This is a genomic window from Vibrio sp. 1288 (genome assembly GCF_033344475.1).
This window is the reverse complement of the sequence record NZ_JAWPOX010000007.1, coordinates 45,632-66,634: the sequence shown is the minus strand read 5'-3', so window position 1 is coordinate 66,634 and position 21,003 is coordinate 45,632. Positions and strand designations below refer to the sequence as shown.

At 42.2% G+C, this 21,003-nt stretch carries 19 protein-coding genes; 14 read left to right on the top strand and 5 right to left on the bottom strand.

What is annotated here, in order from left to right:
• The first annotated feature begins 7 nt into the window (after positions 1-7).
• Positions 8-2,527 (top strand): nitrite reductase large subunit NirB, encoded by a 2,520-nt coding sequence (gene nirB / locus R8O11_RS07365; RefSeq protein ID WP_318194044.1) that lies wholly within the window; start codon positions 8-10, stop codon positions 2,525-2,527.
• Positions 2,528-2,863 (top strand): nitrite reductase small subunit NirD, encoded by a 336-nt coding sequence (gene nirD / locus R8O11_RS07360; protein WP_158155217.1) that lies wholly within the window; start codon positions 2,528-2,530, stop codon positions 2,861-2,863. It abuts the gene before it with no gap.
• A 98-nt stretch (positions 2,864-2,961) separates the two neighbouring features.
• On the opposite strand, the gene R8O11_RS07355 is transcribed toward nirD, so the two are convergent.
• Both R8O11_RS07355 and R8O11_RS07350 read right to left on the bottom strand, forming a co-directional pair.
• The gene (locus R8O11_RS07355) at positions 2,962-3,366 is read right to left on the bottom strand and encodes a PPC domain-containing DNA-binding protein (protein WP_158155215.1); all 405 of its coding nucleotides are present in this window, start codon (positions 3,364-3,366) and stop codon (positions 2,962-2,964) included.
• A gap of 1 nt (position 3,367) precedes the next feature.
• A complete protein-coding gene (locus tag R8O11_RS07350; RefSeq protein ID WP_318194043.1) occupies positions 3,368-3,943 on the bottom strand; it encodes a TetR/AcrR family transcriptional regulator in 576 nt (191 codons plus the stop codon).
• Between the two features lie 284 nt (positions 3,944-4,227).
• Between R8O11_RS07350 and R8O11_RS07345 the strand changes: the two genes are divergently transcribed.
• The 4 genes from R8O11_RS07345 to R8O11_RS07330 all read left to right on the top strand — a co-directional run bounded on the left by R8O11_RS07345 (position 4,228) and on the right by R8O11_RS07330 (position 7,024).
• The gene (locus tag R8O11_RS07345; protein ID WP_005375905.1) at positions 4,228-4,842 is read left to right on the top strand and encodes a glutathione S-transferase family protein; all 615 of its coding nucleotides are present in this window, start codon (positions 4,228-4,230) and stop codon (positions 4,840-4,842) included.
• 220 nt (positions 4,843-5,062) lie between these two features.
• A complete protein-coding gene (locus R8O11_RS07340) occupies positions 5,063-5,323 on the top strand; it encodes a hypothetical protein (protein WP_017820228.1) in 261 nt (86 codons plus the stop codon).
• 29 nt (positions 5,324-5,352) lie between these two features.
• Complete coding sequence (locus R8O11_RS07335; protein ID WP_064376518.1) at positions 5,353-6,582, top strand: PP2C family protein-serine/threonine phosphatase; 1,230 nt, start codon at positions 5,353-5,355, stop codon at positions 6,580-6,582.
• Positions 6,583-6,646: 64 nt separating this feature from the next.
• A complete protein-coding gene (locus R8O11_RS07330) occupies positions 6,647-7,024 on the top strand; it encodes an ATP-binding protein (protein ID WP_230856642.1) in 378 nt (125 codons plus the stop codon).
• Between the two features lie 70 nt (positions 7,025-7,094).
• Here R8O11_RS07330 and R8O11_RS07325 read toward each other — a convergent pair whose 3' ends face one another.
• The 3 genes from R8O11_RS07325 to R8O11_RS07315 form a co-directional block, all read right to left on the bottom strand.
• Positions 7,095-7,286, bottom strand: a complete 192-nt coding sequence (locus R8O11_RS07325) for a hypothetical protein (protein ID WP_025767706.1) — start codon at positions 7,284-7,286, stop codon at positions 7,095-7,097.
• A 34-nt stretch (positions 7,287-7,320) separates the two neighbouring features.
• On the bottom strand, positions 7,321-7,656 hold the full coding sequence (locus R8O11_RS07320) for an Hpt domain-containing protein (RefSeq protein ID WP_031781126.1): 336 nt from the start codon (positions 7,654-7,656) through the stop codon (positions 7,321-7,323).
• A gap of 446 nt (positions 7,657-8,102) precedes the next feature.
• Positions 8,103-10,253 (bottom strand): serine/threonine-protein kinase, encoded by a 2,151-nt coding sequence (locus R8O11_RS07315; RefSeq protein ID WP_033907005.1) that lies wholly within the window; start codon positions 10,251-10,253, stop codon positions 8,103-8,105.
• Between the two features lie 312 nt (positions 10,254-10,565).
• Between R8O11_RS07315 and tagH the strand changes: the two genes are divergently transcribed.
• Genes tagH through tssA form a run of 8 tightly spaced genes read left to right on the top strand, consistent with a single transcriptional unit; the run spans position 10,566 to position 21,001 of the window.
• Entirely contained in the window at positions 10,566-11,759 is a 1,194-nt protein-coding gene (gene tagH / locus R8O11_RS07310; protein WP_005375931.1) for a type VI secretion system-associated FHA domain protein TagH, read from the top strand.
• Positions 11,760-11,770: 11 nt separating this feature from the next.
• Positions 11,771-12,226: a type VI secretion system lipoprotein TssJ gene (tssJ, locus tag R8O11_RS07305; RefSeq protein WP_033907006.1), complete on the top strand. Its 456-nt coding sequence runs from the start codon at positions 11,771-11,773 to the stop codon at positions 12,224-12,226.
• A gap of 21 nt (positions 12,227-12,247) precedes the next feature.
• Positions 12,248-13,573, top strand: a complete 1,326-nt coding sequence (tssK, locus tag R8O11_RS07300) for a type VI secretion system baseplate subunit TssK (protein ID WP_081107487.1) — start codon at positions 12,248-12,250, stop codon at positions 13,571-13,573.
• 11 nt (positions 13,574-13,584) lie between these two features.
• The gene (tssL, locus tag R8O11_RS07295; RefSeq protein ID WP_033907010.1) at positions 13,585-14,877 is read left to right on the top strand and encodes a type VI secretion system protein TssL, long form; all 1,293 of its coding nucleotides are present in this window, start codon (positions 13,585-13,587) and stop codon (positions 14,875-14,877) included.
• A 16-nt stretch (positions 14,878-14,893) separates the two neighbouring features.
• Positions 14,894-18,412, top strand: a complete 3,519-nt coding sequence (gene tssM / locus R8O11_RS07290) for a type VI secretion system membrane subunit TssM (protein WP_033907012.1) — start codon at positions 14,894-14,896, stop codon at positions 18,410-18,412.
• Positions 18,394-19,089 carry a type VI secretion system-associated protein TagF gene (tagF, locus tag R8O11_RS07285; protein ID WP_318194042.1) on the top strand — a complete coding sequence of 232 codons (696 nt, stop codon included), beginning with the start codon at positions 18,394-18,396 and terminating at the stop codon, positions 19,087-19,089. The genes tssM and tagF overlap by 19 nt, the downstream gene beginning before the upstream one ends.
• A 9-nt stretch (positions 19,090-19,098) precedes the next feature.
• On the top strand, positions 19,099-19,893 hold the full coding sequence (locus tag R8O11_RS07280; protein WP_033907014.1) for a PP2C family protein-serine/threonine phosphatase: 795 nt from the start codon (positions 19,099-19,101) through the stop codon (positions 19,891-19,893).
• On the top strand, positions 19,886-21,001 hold the full coding sequence (tssA, locus tag R8O11_RS07275) for a type VI secretion system protein TssA (protein ID WP_005387526.1): 1,116 nt from the start codon (positions 19,886-19,888) through the stop codon (positions 20,999-21,001). Before R8O11_RS07280 ends, tssA begins: the two co-directional genes overlap by 8 nt.
• Positions 21,002-21,003 lie beyond the last annotated feature (2 nt).

Below are 21,003 nucleotides of genomic sequence, written 5' to 3'. Positions count from 1 at the left end.
GGCAGCGATGAACAGTCCTTTAACGATTCCAGTAAAGAACGCATTGAGCCACATCGTTGTGGTAGGCAACGGTATGGTCGGGCAACACCTCGTCGAGCAATTAGTGCAGAAAAACGCGCATTTGGAGCACCGAATTACCGTGATTGGTGCAGAGCGCTTTATCGCGTATGACCGTGTACAGTTGTCCTCTTTGTTTGCGGGTAAGTCTCATGATGATTTGATGCTGAGTAACCAAGAATGGTACGACATGCATGGCATCCAACTCGTACTTGGCAGCCAAGTAACAGGCATCGACAGAGAGCAAAAGCGCATTCTGCTTGATGGTGAAGATGTGCTGGGTTACGACCAACTTGTGCTCGCTACTGGTTCGTACCCATTTGTGCCGCCAATTGAAGGTAAAGACCGCGACAACGTGTTTGTCTACCGCACGCTTGATGATCTTTCACAAATCAAAAAGGCATGTGAAGGTGCAAGAACAGGCGCAGTGATTGGTGGTGGCTTGTTGGGTTTAGAAGCGGCAAACGCACTCAAACTATTGGGGTTAGAAACTCACGTCATTGAATTTGCGCCTCGCCTGATGCCTGTACAGTTAGATGATGGTGCTGGCTTAGTGCTAAAAGAGAAGATTGAAGCGCTAGGGCTAACCGTTCACACCTCAACGGGTACGGAACGAATCTGCGATGGTGAAACGGCTAAGCATCGTATGGTGTTTAAAGACAAAGATCCTCTCGAAGTGGATGTGATTGTCTTCTCCGCAGGCATTCGTCCTCAAGATGAGTTGGCAAGGCTGGCTGAGCTAGAAATAGGCGAGCGAGGCGGCATTGTGATTAATAACCAATGCCAAACCAGCGATGAGAACATTTACGCGATTGGCGAATGTGCCCTTTGGGAGCAGAAGATCTTTGGTTTAGTCGCACCCGGTTACACCATGGCGAGAACCACTGCCGATGTCTTGACTGGGATGCCAAGCGAAGGTTTTAAAGGTGCGGACATGAGCACCAAACTTAAGCTGCTTGGGGTGGATGTGGCGTCTATCGGCGATGCACAAATGCAAACCGAAGGCGCACAAGAAATGGTATTGCAAGATGCGGTTGCAGGCATCTACAAAAAGCTGGTGGTAGATGCGAGTGGTACCCAATTGCTTGGTGCGATTCTCGTTGGTGACAACAGTGACTACGATGCGCTCTTACAGTGTTATTTGAACAAAACGGTCCTGCCAGACCACGCAGCGAACCTGCTGTTTGATACCGGAATGCTTGATGGAGAGATGCCAGACAGCGCCATTATCTGTTCTTGTCACAACGTCACAAAAGGCGACTTAGTTGCCGAGATTCAAGCCGGAACCACCAACCTCACAGACCTTAAAGCTAACACCAAAGCCGGTACAGGCTGTGGTGGCTGTAGCAATATGGTCAAGTCGGTATTGGATACTCAATTGGCAGCCATGGGGGTAGAGGTTAACAACCACCTTTGTGAGCACTTTGAGCTTAGTCGCCAAGAGATGTTCCATATTTGCCAAGTGGAACAAATCAAAGACTTCGACACCTTAATTGCACTGTATGGCAAAGGGCATGGGTGTGATATCTGTAAGCCAACGGCGGCATCTGTGTTCGCTTCTTTGTGGAATGAACACATCATGGAGCCTCAACATCAATCTCTGCAAGATTCTAATGATGCCTTTATGGCAAACCTGCAAAAAGACGGCTCTTACTCGATTGTACCTCGTGTTCCGGGCGGCGAAATCACACCAGACAAACTCATCGTGCTAGGCGAAGTTGCTCAGCAATACGATCTATACACCAAGATCACTGGCGGTCAGCGCGTGGATTTATTTGGCGCGCAGTTAGAACAACTCCCAGAAATCTGGCAAACCTTAATCGATGCTGGTTTTGAAACAGGGCACGCCTACGGAAAATCGGTCCGCACCGTGAAATCTTGCGTCGGTTCTACTTGGTGTCGTTATGGTGTTGATGATTCGGTTGGATTAGCCATTGAGTTAGAGAACCGCTACAAAGGATTGCGAGCGCCCCATAAGCTTAAGTTTGCCGTATCGGGCTGTACTCGCGAGTGTACAGAAGCGCAAAGTAAAGACATTGGGGTGATCGCCACCGAAAACGGCTGGAATCTATACGTTTGTGGTAATGGCGGCATGAGACCACGACACGCTGATTTGTTTGCATCCGACTTATCCAAATCAGAGTTGATCACCATGATCGACCGAGTATTGATGTTCTACGTCAGCACCGCAGATCGCTTGCAGCGTACGTCGGTGTGGATGGAGAACATGGAAGGGGGCCTAGACTACCTCAAACAAGTGATTTTGGATGACTCTCTCAACCTATGTGACTCTTTGGATGAACAAATGGCACGAGTCGTAGATACCTATCAGTGTGAGTGGAAGAGTACGTTGGATAATCCTCAAAAATTGCAACGCTTCCGTCCTTTCTTGAACAGCACGTCGGGCAGCAAAGTCTTGCCGTACCAACGTGTGCGCGGTCAGCGTATTCCCGTGAAACAGGAGGTGTAAATGGCAGCTTTAACCAAAGTGAAATTATGTCAGCTTGATGACTTAATGCCGTTTATCGGTGCCACTGTATTGATTGAAGGCGAGCATGTCGCGTTATTCTACATTCCTGATAACGGTGTTTACGCCGTTCAAGATTGGGACCCAATTGGTAAGGCTTATGTGATGAGTCGAGGGATTGTCGGTGATATCGATGGTGAGATGTGTGTTGCGTCACCACTGTACAAACAGCATTTCAGCTTAACGAGCGGGGAGTGCTTAGAAAACGAAGCGCACTGTCTAAAAACGTGGCAAGTAACAGTCGACGATAATCAGGTTTGTTATTTAGTCGAAGAATGATCCTCGAAATTAGCTTGCTCGATATGAGTGAATGCTTAGCGTAAGAGATAAGCGAGTAAAGCTCCAGAGACAGCACAGTATGGCTCTGGAGCTTTTTACTATTTGGAAGGATTCACTTGCAGTTCGGTATAGCCGGTCGAGTCGTCCATCGTTCTGGTAAACTCAAGTTCTGAGTAAGAATGGATGATCAATTCTGCGGTGGTATCTATAACCGTGCCTTCCATTAAATGCCCGCCCCAGACTCGTCCTTCACGATCAGATACCGAGATATGAACGTGTTGATGTTCAGGCGTTAGGGTTCCCATCACAGAGACGATTTCAAATGGTTCTTGTTTGGTTAACGTACTCTCTGCACCTGCCAAACGAACGTTGAGGTCAGAGATACAGCCAACGCATGAGGAAATCGAGCCTGCTTTGATACCATGCTGCTCGACCAATTTCGCTAGGCTCAGCTTTAAGTCCATGCCTTTGGTAAGGCGTACCGCTATCACTTCAATCGACATATTATTTCCTAATCAAAACCAGCAAGCAGGAAAGCGCCGTATCCAAGTCTGCATAACGTTTGGCTTTGCCAAGTACGCGCATGCCTTGCATGTTGTTGAGAACAAAACGAGCGAGTTCTTCTGGTTTCAGCGTTTTCGGCACTAAGGCTTCTTTCTGCGCATTGGTCAGCGCATCCGCAATGATGTCGATAAGATGGTCAAACAAAAAATGCCCTTTGCGCAGTACGTCATCGTCTTCGCCAGCGTGCTCAATCAACGCATTTTGAATAAAGCACCCACAGTTGCGTTTGCGCTGCAGCTCAGCAAAAGATTTAAGGAACGATTCCAACTCAGGTAAAGACGCGTCGTCTTTTTCCAAATCATTGAGTGACGGTAGCGAGACCTTTTTTAAGTAAGTATCGAGCGCTTCGTAGTAGAGCTGTTGCTTGTCACCATAGGTGTTGTAAAGACTGAAGCGGTTGATGTTCAGTTCGTCGGTGAGATCCGAGATAGACGTGTTCGCAAAGCCCTTGCGCCAAAACACATCCATAGCCACGAGAAGCTTTTCATCTCGGTCGAAGTTGGCTTTTCTTGCCATAAATTACCTGCCTGGGTCTGCTTATCGGGTAATTAAATTGCTTTGGAGGGATGGTACAGAGAACCTCTAGCGTTCGAACTGAACCAATATGATGAATACCCATCTATGCTTGGGTATCAGCCTCCAAATTCATGTGAACTCACAAACGGCATCAAAAATCTCGCTCAGCAAACAGACCCACAACTGTTTGAAAATTTTTGATAGTGAAGTTCTTGACTGATCGTTTATAAACTGGCTACAGTATATCCTAACCAATCGGTTAGAAAAAGATAAAAGGATGTGAAATGAAGCTCTATGAAACCGCAATGACTCCAAGTTGTAAGCGAGTTAGCATTTTTCTAAAGGAAATCGGTGGCGAGGTTGAGCGAATTGCGCTGAACGTTCGTGAGGGCGATAACCTATCTGAACCGTTTAAATCGAAAAGCGTGAACGGCAAAGTGCCTTTACTGGAACTGGATGACGGCACGACGATCTGTGAAAGCGTGGCGATTTGTCGCTACCTAGATGAAGCGTTTGAAAATGATCTGGCGCTGTTTGGTGCAAACCAGCTCGAACGTGCTCAGGTGGAAATGTGGCATCGTGTGGTGGAGTTCCAAGGACTAAATGCGGCATTTCAGGCGTTTCGAAACATGACCGGAGTTTATGGAGACAGAGAACGTTGCGTTGAAGCATGGGGCGAAGAATCAAAACAACGCGTCTACGAATTTCTGCCTGTCTTAGACAAGCGCCTTGAACATAATGATTTTATCGCCGTAGACCATTTTACTATCGTCGATATAACAGGCTTTATTTTGATCAGTTTCGCAATTAAAGGCCTAGAAATTGATGTGCTATCGACGTCGCCAAACATTGCTCGATGGTATAACCAAATTTTAGCTAGACCTGCATTTCAGAGTTAATGTATTGCAGCGAGTGGATGATAGCTCGCTGCTACCACCTTACCGATTCTTAACTCAGCAGGATATTCAAATTTTTTCAGATTTTTCTTATTTTTTCTCCTATCGCCTATAATTGGAAAAACAACCTCAATTTGCTTCGTTGCGTTTTAGAGCCTTGGGCTCTTGGTCCGTAGACGCTCTCTTTCATCATGGAAAGTCTAATAATAGACAAGGAGAGGTCATGAGTATTCAAGTGAAAACTATCAATAATATTCTAATCGCCCTGTTAATGGTTTCGGTTTTTGGTCTATTCGCACTGTACCTCAATTACACGCAGCAGAATGAACAGATTGAAAGGCTGCAAAGTCAGTTAATCGAAAAAGAGCATCAGATACTAATTTCTAATGAAGCGTTGTCTTACACTCGATATCAACACCAATTATTAGCCGAAGACTACAGCCGTTTTAGAAATGAGCAGTCAGTGACTAGTGTTTTGCGTTAGCCAGTAAAGCAACCGTATTAAGGAGGAAGATGAAACCCATTCTTTTGGTCGATGATAGTAAAACAGTACTGCTTTACATCAGCAGTGCATTGGAAAAGCAGGGCTATGAAGTGGTTGCAGTTGAAGACGGAAGAGCGGCGCTTGAGGTGCTAACCCACCGCCCTGATATTCAGTTTGTGCTGAGTGATTTAATGATGCCTGGAATTAATGGTATTGAATTGTGTCGCCAATTAAAATCTAAAGTTAGCGAACGTTACATTTTCTTTGTTCTACTGTCTTCTAGAAATGACCAAAGTTCGATCGTGAAAGGCATTGATGCTGGCGCAGATGATTTCGTAGATAAGAAGACGTCTGTAGAGGAACTTCAGGCCAGAATCCGTGCGGGGTTTCGTACTTTAGAACTGCACAACAAACTCGTTGAGAGAAATAAAGAGCTAGATGCGGCCTATCAAACAATTCACCAAGACCTACAGTCTGCTAGTCATCTGATGGAGCAACTACTCCCTGCTGAATCAACTATTCAGAATGTAAATTTTAGCTATGTCTACAAACCATGCTCCCAGATTGGTGGTGATATGTTGGGGTATTTGGAGCTCGATGAACGACATGTTGCGTTTTATGTATTTGATGTTTCTGGTCATGGTATTTCTTCAGCTTTGATGGCTTTTTCTATTCAACAGACGCTATCTCAAAGTCAGGGGCCTGATTCGATCACGATGGAGTTGAGAGATGACGGCTATTGCGTAAGTGAGCCTGCATCTGTGATTGAACGGCTAAATCGGCGTTATCAGCAAACTAGAAACAGTCAACTTTACTTTACTATGGCTTACGCCATTCTTAACACAAAATCAGGGCAACTTAGCTATTGCACGGCTGGCCACCCCAGGATCTTAGTTTGGCGAACGAGTACGAAAACGATGGAACAGATAGGTGACGATAACTTTATCGTTGGTGCAATGCAGCCGATGGAATATATCGGTAACCAAATTAGTCTGGATGAGGGCGATGCATTGTGGCTTTATTCGGATGGTTTGATTGAAGCGAGGCAGGGTGAGGAGATGTTTTCACTACAACGATTGGCATCGAGTATAAAAGTTGTTTGCACGCTGACAGTTGAAGACCAAGTGGGAGACGTCTTTAAAAAAGTACAATCTTGGCATAACGAAGATGAGTTTGATGATGATGCCAGCCTTTTACAGGTAAAATGGCATGGTGAGAGGCTCGATTTTAAGGAAAAGAATGTCAAAGAGCGAATTTAAACGAACTTACGGGAGCTCCCTTACTCACTCACGAAGTGCGAGCAAAGACGTTGTTCGGTTTTTGATGGGTCATCAAATCCCCTTAAATGCAATTCAATCATTGGAGCTTTGTGTCGTTGAACTCATGAATAACGCTTATATTCATTCTTACAGTGAAATAGAAGGCCTACCAATTGAAGTGGAGTGTAGGGTTGGGGATGACCAAGTGTCCGGTTTCGTGGAACTGAGAGTCTCTGATTGCGGAGCGCCGATCAATGAAAAGACGTTCATCCAACATAAAAATAAACAGATTGAGGCACCTAACTTAATGGATGACGATAGTTGGTCCTCCTCAGGTCGCGGACTGATGTTAGTCGCTCAATTATCTGACCTGTTTACATTGGAAAAAGGTTTCGAAAACAATACGTTTGTTGTAGTGAAAAGGAATAGGGAGAGAAACTAACAACCAAGCAAAGTCGATTTGCTTCACTTGGTCCCTAGCGTTAATCTGACGGTTGCGTTGTATATCATTGTTATTTTGTATTCGTTGTTGGTGCCGGTGATAGTAACGCCTCCAACTCTTCTGGTGTTAGAATATCACTGATGTTTAACATATTACTTTCATCATCTAGCGCCATCTTTGTACGGCTAAGTAAGTACCTTTTTTGAGTTGGTGTTAAGTCTTTGAGAGACTCAATCAACTCCCTGAAATTGCTATTATTCATTGCCATATTTCCCCCAGTTAAGCCTTGAATTTCTTTATTGCATATTCTTCAAGTAAGTGAAGATTTGTTGATTAATTGCAGCTAGCTCTTTAGTAACTATAGCTATATCTGAGCTATCTGGCGCTGTATCGTTTCTGGTTTTTTCTTCTATTCTTTGAAACGCAATGACCGCGGTGTCTTCTCCGAAACTCTCTAAAATGCCCTTTAAACTATGAGCTAATAGATAGAGTTCTGACCAACATTTGCTTGCATATAGCTCATCTATACGCTCTATATCATTCGTGTGATCTTCAAGGTATGTAGAAAAAACAGTGACGATCAGATCTACGTCGTTATCCATGTATGTATTGAGAACATCAAAATTAATCATGTATACCCCTATTAAACGTTGAGGTAGAGGAATGTTTCGGATAATGAAGGCTTAGCCGAAGGTATGAATGGCATAACCAGTATTTGAGCAGAAATAGTTTGCTTGTCGCTTGAGATAAACTTACAAAAAGAAAGTCATTGTTAAAGATATTTTGACTTATATCCAAACGGCAATGGTCGAAATGTAGGGATGAAAAAACTTCAACTCGCGTGTTTTTAACACAAGTAGCAAAGGGGATGTTTCCAAGTAAAACGCCGAGTCGGTAAGTGTCTTGCAGTCCTAGTTTAAGGCTATCGTTACATACGGACGCCAGACGTTCGCCAACTTTGACTATTCCTTCAGTCAAGGCTAACTCTCCTCATTAAGTACAAGTATAAATTAGCAATCTAGTTGCATATTGGCAAGTAATCTACGGCAAAAAAGGGACTCGCGTCCCTTTTGTATTACTAGCTTTGCTTAGAGTCCTGTTCTATTTGCTTCATAAGCTCGTTGGCTTTCTTCATAGCGCGTCTTGCGCTTGAAGTCCTTCGCTTATTAAGCAATATATCGGAGAAGCGTAAGTATTTATCAGCAGTTTTGAATCTTAAATCGTTAACATCCTGAAAACCAATAGGAAAGTTTTTCGAGAACAGATCCACATCCTTCACCAAGTTATCGAGATGAGTTGTCGTCCTTGCCTTTTCTAGGCGAGAATAAAAGTTTTCAAACTCTTCTTGGAACAGGATTCTAGCGGCATCTTCTGGAAACGGTAGAGGGCTGTTGGAATCTAGCGCTGTCTCATATAATTTCATTTCCAGCACTGCATCTTTCATCGCATTACTTATCTGTAAGTTCTCTTGATGCTCTTCTACGTTTGAAAAGAAGGTGTTCCCAACCTTAATAAGAGCAACAAGTGCAGCTGCGTCTTTCTTTTTGAGTGCTTCAGTGAGGTGCTGACCGAAAACATCGCTAGATAACGAACTTGGCGTGAAAGGATAACCTTGATGAATCTGATTTAACTCATCCTTGAGCTCATAGATGGATTTACTGCCGTCTTCTTTACTGTACCGAGACTTTTCAAGTTGACTGTTGATTTGCCTTGCTATCGAAAGTAACGTGGAGTGCTTGCTTGACTGAATATCTAAGGCAAGAACTTCTATTTTATGTGAGTCAGGGTAGTAGGTTTTTGCTTTATCAAGTATGGACTCAATTTCATCATAATTCGGGTAGTTGTTGGCATCAGAATTCAAAACCTGATCAATTTCAGATTCAAACTCGCTGAGAATATAGGTCTTGTGTAAGCGTAATAAGCCAGCCTTAACGACTGGATGTAAGCTTTTTTCACTATCAATCAGTGCCAAACTTTTTTCTGCTGGCGTATCAAGCTGCCACTCTTGTCCGGCAATTTGATCATTTTGCTTGCTAATAACGGTTTCCAAATTGGCGATGGTTTCTTGTTGCTGCTGATAACCAAATACAATGCCGCTAACTAATAATATACTCGCTGCCGCGCCGCTAGCGATAGGCCAATAGCGCATATTCAATTTGCGTTTCAACTGCTCAGGGGTCAGCTCGTTCGGAATGATGCCAGTTGAAAATACGCTTGAAAATATTGGCCACTTAGATGCAGGCATGTTAGTTGGTTTAGAGACCTTGATCTTCTTTTTGAGAGCTTCATTAACTGGAGTTCTTGCGTAAGGGTGTTTGCAACTCAATAGCTCGTAAGCAATACAAAATAGAGCAAACATATCGTCGCTTAAGTTCGGTTCCTTACCGGATAACAGGTTGAGTGATGCATAGTTGGGAGTATAACCAAGCGTTTCAACATTTTCGGATTTACGTTTAGCAGCATATTGATCCTGCTTTAATTGATGAGTTTTAGATACACCAAAATCAAGCAACTTAACGTTACCCTCAGACGTTAAAATCACATTAGCGGGCTTTAGGTCGGCGTGCACTACACCAAGAGAGTGAGCATATGAGAGTGCATCGAGTACCTGATTTAGGATTGATAAAGTTGCATTAAACTTCAGCCCATGGGGCCTAGAACGCTGTATTAAACTCTCTAATGTTTCTCCGTTAATATACTCCATAACTAAAAAGTATATTTCGCCATCAACACCAAAATCAAAAACCCTAATGATATTAGGGTGGCTTAACCTTTGAGTTTGTTGAGCTTCACGTATTAACATGCGTGCAGTCTCTGGTTGAGAAGCAAACTCTTTCTGTAATATTTTTAACGCAACGTAGGGTGTTTCTGAACCTGAAGATTCAAGAATCTTATCTTTAGCTAAGTAAACATCGCAAAGCCCACCATGCCCAATAACCGACTCAATTTCATACCGATTTTTAACGGTCGTTCCTATTAAGCTTTCGTTAATAACATCTTTGTTATTATTTAATGAGTCATCTTTATTGTTTTTTTTCTTATTAACTAACGGAGTGTTTTCTTTTTGAGACAGTTTTGTATTTGTTTCATTTTTATTTTTAACGGAGGTTTCATTATTAGTGAGTTTGGTTGATTTAATTGCATTGTCTCGTTTTTGAGTCTTTACAATTTTAGTTTTATCTCCGCTTTCTTCGTTATTTATAGAATTGTTTTTATTACTGTCTTCCATCACAAGAACTCCGTATAAATGATGGGGGAATATATACCTTTCTGCTCAATGAAAAGTCATTATGTTAGAATTTCTCGGCCAAACTAACATTCGTTTTTTTATTGATGAAAGTCTAAGTGTCAAAAATTTGAACTTGGTTGGATAATTAAAATTGTTGAACAATACGTGATTGCTTTGATAAAAAAATGATTCATTATTCCGTGCATGATTTTCAATGGCAGTATTAAGGTTTTTATTAATCTTACTGTTAATAAGAAAGCAGTTAATAATAAAATTAAAAATAATATCTAGCAGGTCTTTGGCGAGGTTTACATGAAGTTGGTTTTAACCATAACAAGTTTTCACAAATTTACTCCAGAGATTGAGAGTGAGTTCGTGTTTGAATCAAGTGATGAACATGCCAAGGTTACATTTGGTAGGTCTGAACAATGTGATTGGACACTACCAGATCCTGAAAGAGTGGTATCCGGAACCCACGGAGAACTGATTAAGTTTGGTGACAAATACTTGATAAAAGACCTCTCAACTAATGGTACTTTTGTAAATAATGCTGTAACTCCTGTGGGTCAAGGAAATGAAATAGCACTAAGCGATGACGATATGGTTAGCTTAGGGGATTATCAAATTTCAGTTTCTATTCAAACAGATACAGATGTATTCAGTCTTGAGACAAGTAAAAGTCTTTCTAGCGCACCCCCTGAAGTAGTCTCAAGTCCATCGGAAGCAGAATTTGTTGACCTAGGCCTTAGTGCTAGTGAACTCTTAAACGAAAGTGTTCCTTCTGACTTTCAGCTAGATATTGGTTTAGTCGATGATTTTATTGATATCCCAAAGCCCGAAAAACAGAGCACCGTATCTGAAACTTTACCGAAAGTTAACCGACAATCAGAACACCTATCGACTCCCAACTTTGATACCAATGGGGGTGAACTTGCGGCTTTTGTTAGAGGGGTGGGTATAGATCCAATGATGATTCCCAGCGATAACCGAGAGGAATGGTTCGAACAACTGGGGGAGTCATTTTCTTTGATGCTAGTTGGTTTAATGGAAACACTGCATAACAGAGCAGTGTTTAAACAAACAAATCGACTTAGTCATACCGCATTTCGTAAGTCAGAAAATAACCCTTTAAAGTTTTCTGCAAACTTAGAAGATGCGATTCATAACTTATATAACCGTCAAACCGCTAGCTTCTTAAAGCCAAATGCAGCCATTAAAGAAGCATTTAATGACATCGAAAGTCATGAGCAAGCCTTAATGAAAGGTGTTGAAGGTACGGTTTCGAGTGTTATGTCACTTGTTGAACCTACTTCTATATACTCAGATGCTTTAGCGAAAGACACGGTTATTAATAAGGTTATTCCAGCTAGAAAATATGCTCAAAGTTGGAAGAGGTTTGAGGATATTCATGAAAAGTTATCCGATGATATTATCAATAAAGAGTCTCCGTTCTATTTAGAAGACTTCGCTAAGCACTATGAATTAGCATTAAAAAACAAAGGCTAGGAATTAGGGTGATGAAAAAGTTTTACCAATATATTTTGTTATTAATTTCAATGGCTTTATTTGGGTGCTCAGCAGCGAACCTAGTTGTTGATCCATACTCAGATTTAGAAATAGCAGCAAGTCATAACATTAATCCTGATTCAAACGGCAGGCCTTCTCCTGTAGTGGTGTATGTATTTGAATTAACGTCAAATACCATTTTTGAAAGCCAGGACTTTTTTTCTATTTATGAAGAAAGTGAAAAAGTCTTAGGACCTGATTTAGTGAATAAATATGAAATTTCATTAACTCCAGGTCAGAAAGAAACATATCAAGCAAGTATGTCTCCAAAGACAGAATATTTAGGCATTGTCGTAGCGTTTCGAGATATTGAAAACTCAAATTGGCGACAAGTCATTAAAGTGGATAAGACCGGTTACAACACATATCAAGTATTGTTAGAAGATCTGTCTTTGGTCGTTAAATAACGTTTAGTTGGCTAATTATAAATGACGCAATACTCCAAGACGGCTTGGTGCGAAGGAATGTTTTTACGTCCCCAGCACTTCCAACAACAAGAACGCGCAACCTCTCAAGAATTCAAGGGCTTACATCAGTTAGGTGGGGCTTACAATTGGGGAGTTTGGAAATGTCGAGTAAAAAAACACGCGCTAAAAGATGGTCTTATTGAACTTGAGCATCTTGAAGCTGTTTTGCCAGATATGACGTTGGTTAATACGTTAATATCCAACGATTCAGTTTCGCCTCTACTTATTGATAAAAACACTGAAAATACGTTAGTAAAAATAACTCTCCCTCTTTCAAGTGTTACAGGTAAAAACGTTTCGGATGTAAGCGAATCGATCGTCTCTCGTTATGTACTTCAAGATATCGCCGTGATAGATAACCTTACAGGACAAGATGAGGAAACCATCCAAGTTGCAGCCCTTAATCTAGAGTTGAAAGCGAGTAATGACAAATTAGCGGGTTATGTGGAGTTACCTATCTTAAGGATCAAAGAGGTAACTCCTGAAGGGGAAGTTATACTAGACGATGAGTACGTTCCTCCGCTTATCAATCTCCTTAGCGACAAAGTTATGTCAGCTTATCTACGTAACGTTATCGCGATGACAAAGATGCGTGCTGACGTTATTGCACAGCGCTTGATTAAGGGTAAATCTGCATCGGCTTCTGCTGTTGATTTCATCATGCTCCAAATGCTGAACCGATATGAGGCGAAGTTAAAGCATTTCAGTGAGTTAGATAGGTTACATCCACTGGAATTAGCGACGACACTTAAAGGTTACATTGGTGAGTTAGCCACTTTTTCTAATAAAACTAAAAGAGTCCCAAGTTTGCTTGCGTATGATCACTTAGATGTATCAAGTGTCTATAGCGAGTTGAATCAGATACTCAGTCAGTACCTCAGTGTTGTTCTTGACCAAACTGCGACCAAACTTCCGTTGGAGCCTCGCCAGTACGGTATTCAAGTGACGCCACTTCCAGATAAACGCTTGCTTGAGTCATGCCAATTTGTGCTAGCAATTAAAGCAGATACCACAACAGATGAAATAAGACGCCTGGTCCCAGCGCAACTCAAGTTTGGCCCCGCAGAACAGATTCGCGATCTAATTAATAATCAGATCAACGGTATAAACGTAGTGCCGCTGAGTGTCGTCCCGAGACAGATTCCTTACCAAACGGGTTATGTCTATTTCGAAGTTGTCAAGAAAGGGCCATTTTGGATGAGGCTAAAAGATAGTGGCGGTATTGCGCTTCACCTATCAGGGCATTTTCCGAATGCTGAACTTGAGCTTTGGAGTATTAATAAATAGGCGCGCTCTGTATGGAACAAACGATAGTAAAACCAACACCGGGTGGAAGAGCTCCCGCATCGAAACCACAATCAGAAAAGTCTGTGGATAATACCGTAGTTATCTCAAAAAGCCCTGAATTGGTGAACAATGATTCAGTGGTCGCTTATGGGAATAACTCTCTACTAGCAGAGGCGAATGGCCTGTTATCTATTATCGGTCAAATTCGGTCGACAGCGACTCATTCCGATCCGTTGTTTCTAAAAGAGACATTGGCACAAAAGCTTAGAGATTATGAGAACCGATTACGTCAGCATGACGTTGATTTGGATACCATTGATACAGCTCGTTATTGTTTATGCTGTTCACTAGATGAAGTTGTCCTTAACACCAATTGGGGTGGGCATTCATTCTGGAGTCACGATTCATTACTTAGCTCCTTCTATGCTAGCAGTCAAGGTGGGGAAGCGTTTTTTAAGCATCTTGATAAGTGCATGGCGAAACCAGATGCGAACTTAGATTTGCTTGAACTAATGTATGTGTGCTTATCTCTCGGGTTTCTGGGTCAATACCGTTTAGAAAAAAATGGACTGGAATCGCACCGGAAATTGAGAAGACAGGTTATTGCTACTCTTAAGTCTTATGGGAGAGGAGTCCCTCAGGAGCTAAGTAATAGTATCGACCAACACATTTTGAATGGCTCAAAGGCTTCTGATAGAGCCCCTCTTTGGGTTGTATGTTCTGTAACGGCGGCATTATTGGTCTGCATATATATGTATTTTAGCTATGAGCTAAATAAGGCATCCAATCGCACCTTTTCTCAATTAGTCAATTTGATTCAACCGCAACAACTTAACCAAGATGCAACGTCAGAATCAAAATCAGCGCCAATTGCAGAAAAGATTTCAATGTATCTAGCAACTGAGATCGGTAAGGGGCTAATCAATGTTGAGCCGCTGCAAGACAGGGTAAGAATTTCGTTAAAGTCTCAAGATCTATTTGAATCAGGTAGTGCTGATGTTGTCGCTTACATCCAACCCGTTATTTCTAAGCTTGCGAGAACATTGGAGTCGACCCAAGGCAAGATCATTGTTACTGGTCACACCGACGATAGGCCTATTTTCACGAGTAAATATCCCTCGAACTGGCACCTATCATTAGCTCGAGCCACTGCTATGTCTGAACAACTGATCTCGAATAGTGCATTAGAAGGGCGAGTGATACCCGAGGGATTGGGGGATGCAAGACCATTAGTTGAAAACAGTAGTGATGAAAACCGAGCTATTAACCGCCGGATTGAAATCGACCTTCTTGTCGCGAATTAATAATAGGTAGATAGAGATGCGTATTAAAGAAATTGGCAGAATATTTACTCAAAGATGGTTTCTCGGTCTTATCGGTGTCGCTGCTTGTTCTATTTTCATTTGGGTTGTTGGTCCACTTATTGCGATAGCGGGATATGAGCCCCTAAAGAGTGACTTTCAACGGCTAGTCACTATTCTAGTGTTGGTGTTGCTTTGGGCGATATTTAACGTTACCAAGCAGCATAAGCAAAAGGTGAAAGAAGACGAAAGTATTCAAACGTTGCTTGAGGTTGATAGCCAATCAGATAAAGAAGCAGCAAGTGAAATTGACTTAATGCGCGAGCGTATTGAGCAAGCTGTCAAAGTAGTGACGAAAACACACAAAGGCAAGAGAAGCTTGTATGACTTACCGTGGTATGTGTTGATTGGCCCTCCTGGAACGGGGAAAACAACCGTATTAAAGCAGTCGGGGTTAGAGTTTCCATTAGGAGACAGCCTTGGCTCTGACTCTATTGCCGGTGTAGGTGGCACTCGCCACTGTGATTGGTGGTTTGCAAATAAAGCAGTTCTTATAGATACGGCTGGCCGGTATACGACACAAGACAGTCAAGAAAAGGTCGACTCTAAAGCGTGGCATGGTTTCTTAGGATTGTTGAAAAAGTATAGAACGCAAAGACCAATTAATGGTGCGATTGTTACGATAAGTTTAGCCAGCGTGATGTCTCAGACTCGAACCGAGCGAAGTCTTCATGCTCGAGCAATTAAGTCGAGACTTCAAGAACTGAAAAACCAGTTAGGCATGCAGTTTCCGATTTACGTATTGCTCACCAAAATGGATTTAGTTGCCGGTTTCAATGAATTCTTTGCCGATTTAAGTAAGGAAGAACGAGATGATTTATTTGGTTTCATGTTCCCTCGTGAAGTGGATGATGAAAGAGGCGTTATTTCTCTATTCAACAAAGAATTTCATGGCATGTTGGAGCGCCTTGATGCCCGTATGCTTAGAATACTTGAAACTGAGGACGATTTAGATAAACGCGCGCTTATCTTTGAATTTCCAAAGCAATTAAGAGTGCTACAAGCTAATCTTGACGAGTTTTTAGCTGAAATTTTTGCACAAAACAGTTTTGAAGAGCCTGCCTTGATTCGTGGTGTGTTTATGTTGAGTTCGGTTCAAGAAGGCTTACCAGTCGATAAGCTGATGAATGAATCAACCAATGGACTTGGGTTAAATCGTTTAGCTCTAGCAAAGAGTCAGACTGGTTCTCATAGTTATTTCGTAAAGAATCTTTTTGACAAGGTTATTTTCAAAGAGCAACTGTTAGGAACAGTTAATCGTCACTATCAAAAGCAGTCAGGTTGGATGCGTCGAGGTGTTTACATTGGATGTACAACGCTACTGCTAGGAGCTTCTGCGCTTTGGTTTATGAGTTATAAGTGGAACTCACAGTTAATTGTCGATACCAATGAACAAGCTAGCCATATTGATGCACTGATTGGCGCTCAAAGTTTAGATTTTGAAGCGGATATTGTTTCAGCTGTAGAAACATTAGATAGGTTGATGACGCTTCCTCTCGGAAAGCAAAGCAACTACGGTGATGCCGACTCTGTAAAGAGGTTTGGTCTCTATCAAGGAGACAAAGTATCTCAGGCGGCAAACAATGCATATTCTGATGCTTTGACCCAATATTTCGCCCCTTTGCTTCTTGATAGCCTGGTGTCAGAAATGGAGAGCAATCAACAGCATCGTGAGTATTTGTACGAAACGTTAAAAACGTATTTGATGTTATTCAATCCAGACAAATATCAACAAGATGAAGTGTTGGCTTGGTTTAACTTTTATTTCGAACGTCAATATCCGGGTGAGCTAAACGCAGACTTAAGAAGACGCTTGCTACAGCACACTCAATATTTATTAGGCAACGATGGACAAGGCTTTACTTACAACACTGCTGCCGTGACGAGTGCTCGAGAAGTGTTGACTCAAATGTCTCTACCTGAACGTGCTTATCAGCGAATGAAAATACAATTTTCTAAGAGTCATGTACCTTCATTTCGCTTGACTGATGTATTGGGACCTAAAGGGCTTGAGCAGTTCGAGCGAGCTAGTGGAAAACCGCTATCACAAGGCATTTCGGGTTTCTACACGTACAATGGTTTTCATAGCATTTTTCAGATTCAGATCAACCGTACAGTAAAAAGCCTAATGGAAGAGAACTGGGTTTATGGTGACGATCTTAAGGCTCATGAAATTGATCAAGATAGTGCCATCCAAGGCGTTCAGTCTCGATACTATCAAGATTATGTTAATGAATGGAAAACGTTGATCGAAGATATTCAATTGAAGCAGGCTCCGAGCCTAGAACTTGCGACAGAGCAAGCGAGGGTTTTATCTGGAGTTGAAAGACCAATCGAATCTTTGTTGAGAGCAATCCAAAAAGAGGTTGCTCTATCAAAAGTATCATTGTCAGAAAATCAAAAAGCCGCTTCTGAAGTTGCTGGTAAAGTTGCCAAAGTTAAGTTTTCAAATACGGCAGATAGACTAGACATGTATTTACCTGAAGAAAACGGTTTCAATGTTGCTCTGCCAGGTAAAGAAGTCGAATCACATTTCTCAGAGATTTTACGCCTTGGTGAGCAAGACTTTGATGATATTCAACAAGCAATGATTAACTTGCGTTCGTATTTAAGTGACTTATCAAGCTCTGGTAACAATCAGAAAATTGCCTACAAAAGTATTTTAGATGGAACCGTTACACAAGATGTCGCAGCTTCCTTTGCTCGTGCTAAAGAACTTTTGCCGAGACCATTTAATCAATGGCTAGGTGAGCTTTCTCAAGAGTCGGTCAAGTTTGCGGAGAGCGGTTCGAAGGATCATCTAAATCAACTTTGGGTAACACAAGTGGTGCGCCCTTATCAGCGGACTATTGCTGGCAGATATCCATTCGAGCCCAATGCGAGCAGAGAAGTCAGATTGAAAGACTTTAAGCGATTCTTTGGTTATGGGGGCACGCTTGACGCATTCTTCCAAGAATACCTCGAACCGTTTGTGGATACTTCGAAAAGTCGTTGGCGATTAGAAAAGGAAATTGGAGTTCGTCCAGAAACACTAATGGTCTTTCAAAGAGCGCAACGTATCAGGCAGTCTTTCTTTGAATCTGATAATTCATTACGCGTAGAGTTTGGTATGAAGCCTGTTTATCTAGACCAGCACATTACTCGATTTGTCTTAGAGTTGGGTGGACAAGATTTGGTTTATAAGCATGGACCAGCAAGAGCTAAATCGTTGAGTTGGCCTGCCGGTCAAGATCAGACTCGAATTGTGTTCACACCACCTGAATCTAAACGCGAAATTGCGCATACCTATGAAGGTGAGTGGGGCATATTCAAGCTTTTGGATCAATCACTTAAAGCAAGGCCAGAATCGCGTAAAGACAATATAGTTATGATTGATTTAAAGGGAAACAAGGTGCAACTAGAGCTTATTCCTTCTAGTGCCATTAATCCGTTTTGGTCAAATGAAATGGAGAGGTTCAGATGTCCACGAACCTTATAACATCAGGCTGGGGCTATATCGGTAAAATGCCTGCAAAAGGGGACTTTGTGAAAGATGGTTTATCACAAGATTTCTCGGAGCGTTGGCATGATTGGCAACAGGCGGTTATTACAGTCAGCAGGGAACAACTGGGCGAAAGCTGGAATGAGCACTTTTTAACGGCTCCTGTGTGGCACTTTGCTTTGGATATTAGCTATTTAGAAGACTCAACCTACATTGGTAGCATGATTCCTAGTGTTGATGCATGCGGTAGATACTTTTTCTTTACTATAGCTCGTGCCGTAAAAGGTGAAGCTGCGCAATATTGGGGTGACAGAGCTTGGACCGAGGACAGTGCCGCTCTTGCTCTTTCAGTACTTGAGGACGACTTTGTCTTTGATGTTTGGCATAAGAGTACTCAAGAAAAAAATGACCTCGTTGCGAATGTGACAAGTGAAGTGAGGCCTCTGGAGTTTCTTTATCAAAGCCAAATATCTACAGTTTTTCATGATCACGGCAATACTGATCAAAACACGCTTTTGAATTTCCTCATTAAAGAGAAATTGAGTAAACCATGTTTTTGGTGGACTGAAGGTTCAACGAAGGTTGAACCATGCATGTTCATTACGAGTGGATTTCCTTCAATTGGTCAGTTTTCAGCCATGCTTGATGGCGGCTGGAAAAAGTGGAATTGGTAGGATAGAAGAATGAATTGGAACTATTTTACCTTTGCTAAATCGCACGCAGGAAAAGTACGCCCTTATAACGAGGATGCTCTGTTGGATATGACAGAGCAGCATATTTGGGTGGTTGCTGATGGAATGGGTGGACACAGTGCTGGCGATATAGCAAGCCAGATGCTAGTGGATAGAGTCGCGCGCCACATGCAGGATGTCTCCAATACTAATATCGATGATATCCGAAGAGTGGTTCAAGAAGCGAACTTAGAAATTTACCAATACGCACAAAATCACTTAGACGGTAAAACGATGGGAACAACACTTGTTTTGTTGTTTATTCAGGATGGGTATTACCACTGTCTTTGGGTGGGTGATAGCCGAATTTACCAGCTTAGAAGTGGTAATTTTGTCCAAAAAACACGTGATCATAGTCAAGTCATGGACTTAGTGGATCAGGGCTTATTGGCATTTGAAGATGCCGAATCTCACCCTCTTGCAAATGTTATTACCAGAGCTGTTGGGGTCGACGAAAGTGTCACTATTGATCAAGTTTCAGGGCAGTTGGCTGACGGCGATCAGTTTCTACTCTGTAGCGATGGACTCTCTAAGGAACTTACGAGTGAGGAAATTCATCGGACATTGTATGCAGACTCAGTCAACCAAGCTGGATTAGCGCTCATGCATTCGGCTTTGGTTCGGGGCGCAAGTGATAACGTAACTTGTGCTTTGATCAAAGTTCGCCAAGCGCAAACGGAGTGCGAAACAGTAACTAGAGAAGACGCGACAATACCTGTCTTTCTAAGAGGGAGAGCTTATGAGTAATGAAATGTTTGATTGGTATGAACAAGCGTTGGCCCCTATATCTCAAGAAAATCCTACAGGTGTTGATCCTAGAGAGGATGTATCACCACAGTCTGCTTACTATCGGTTGAAAGATCAGCGTATGGCCGCCCGCAACGCTGAACGTAATGCTCTTATAGAAGAAGAAAGTATCTATACCCACAGTAATTTATGGCGAGTATTTATTGAAGATGTCCCAGAAATACTCACGAATCAGTCTAAAGATTTGGAATTTGTTGCCTGGCTTATAGAAGCCCTAACTCGATTGTATGGTTTTCGTGGTATGGGCGTTGGCTACAAACTCGCAACCAGTTTAATTGAGAACTTTTGGGATGATCTGTACCCAATGCCTGATGAAGATGGTATTGAGACAAGAATATCGGCGATTATTGGCCTCAATGGTATCGATAGTGAAGGAACACTTATTTTTCCAATTGCTTGTATACCATTGACTGACTTAGGCGTGGAGCAAGCTTATGCCTATTGGGAATATCAGCAAGCTATAGAGCTTGAGCGCTTAGACGAAGATAAGCGCCGAAATCGAGTCGAGCTTGGGGCTGTTGAGCTATCTGAAATTACAACTACGGTTAAGTCGACTTCTGATACGTTTTATCGAGAATTAATCACGGATTTGGAGTTCGCTAAGGAATCATTTAATGAATTCAGTCAGCGATTAGATGAAGCGGTCGGTGATGTGACTCCTAGTTCTTATATATCAAAAAGACTTGAATCAATACACTCGGCATTAAAGCACCTTCTTGGAGATCGTTTTAATCAACCACAAGCGGTGTTTGAAGAGCTAGAGGATCTTGATGAATCTTCTTCTGAACAACCGTTAAGTTCACAAAGTTGTGATGCATTATTAGCGACAAACATGAAATCACGAGAGCAGGCAATTAGACAATTGCAGCAAGTAGCTGATTTCTTCCGAGAGAGTGAACCTCACTCACCAGTTTCTTACTCCATCGAACAGATCATTCGTTGGTGTGGGATGCCTCTGCCGGAGTTACTGGCGGAACTTATCTCCGACGGGGATGCAAAGAAAAGCTACTTCCGTTTGGTTGGCATAGCAGAACAAAATGAAAATTAATA

Coding starts and splice junctions, on each gene's coding strand:
- R8O11_RS07280 (WP_033907014.1), top strand. CDS start 19,099: ATGAATTGGAACTATTTTACCTTTGCTAAATCGCACGCAGGAAAAGTA.
- R8O11_RS07350 (WP_318194043.1), bottom strand. CDS start 3,943: ATGGCAAGAAAAGCCAACTTCGACCGAGATGAAAAGCTTCTCGTGGCT.
- nirB (WP_318194044.1), top strand. CDS start 8: ATGAACAGTCCTTTAACGATTCCAGTAAAGAACGCATTGAGCCACATC.
- nirD (WP_158155217.1), top strand. CDS start 2,528: ATGGCAGCTTTAACCAAAGTGAAATTATGTCAGCTTGATGACTTAATG.
- R8O11_RS07330 (WP_230856642.1), top strand. CDS start 6,647: ATGGGTCATCAAATCCCCTTAAATGCAATTCAATCATTGGAGCTTTGT.
- tssJ (WP_033907006.1), top strand. CDS start 11,771: ATGAAAAAGTTTTACCAATATATTTTGTTATTAATTTCAATGGCTTTA.
- R8O11_RS07340 (WP_017820228.1), top strand. CDS start 5,063: ATGAGTATTCAAGTGAAAACTATCAATAATATTCTAATCGCCCTGTTA.
- tssK (WP_081107487.1), top strand. CDS start 12,248: ATGACGCAATACTCCAAGACGGCTTGGTGCGAAGGAATGTTTTTACGT.
- R8O11_RS07345 (WP_005375905.1), top strand. CDS start 4,228: ATGAAGCTCTATGAAACCGCAATGACTCCAAGTTGTAAGCGAGTTAGC.
- R8O11_RS07325 (WP_025767706.1), bottom strand. CDS start 7,286: ATGAATAATAGCAATTTCAGGGAGTTGATTGAGTCTCTCAAAGACTTA.
- R8O11_RS07315 (WP_033907005.1), bottom strand. CDS start 10,253: ATGGAAGACAGTAATAAAAACAATTCTATAAATAACGAAGAAAGCGGA.
- tagF (WP_318194042.1), top strand. CDS start 18,394: ATGTCCACGAACCTTATAACATCAGGCTGGGGCTATATCGGTAAAATG.
- R8O11_RS07320 (WP_031781126.1), bottom strand. CDS start 7,656: ATGATTAATTTTGATGTTCTCAATACATACATGGATAACGACGTAGAT.
- tssM (WP_033907012.1), top strand. CDS start 14,894: ATGCGTATTAAAGAAATTGGCAGAATATTTACTCAAAGATGGTTTCTC.
- tagH (WP_005375931.1), top strand. CDS start 10,566: ATGAAGTTGGTTTTAACCATAACAAGTTTTCACAAATTTACTCCAGAG.
- R8O11_RS07335 (WP_064376518.1), top strand. CDS start 5,353: ATGAAACCCATTCTTTTGGTCGATGATAGTAAAACAGTACTGCTTTAC.
- tssA (WP_005387526.1), top strand. CDS start 19,886: ATGAGTAATGAAATGTTTGATTGGTATGAACAAGCGTTGGCCCCTATA.
- R8O11_RS07355 (WP_158155215.1), bottom strand. CDS start 3,366: ATGTCGATTGAAGTGATAGCGGTACGCCTTACCAAAGGCATGGACTTA.
- tssL (WP_033907010.1), top strand. CDS start 13,585: ATGGAACAAACGATAGTAAAACCAACACCGGGTGGAAGAGCTCCCGCA.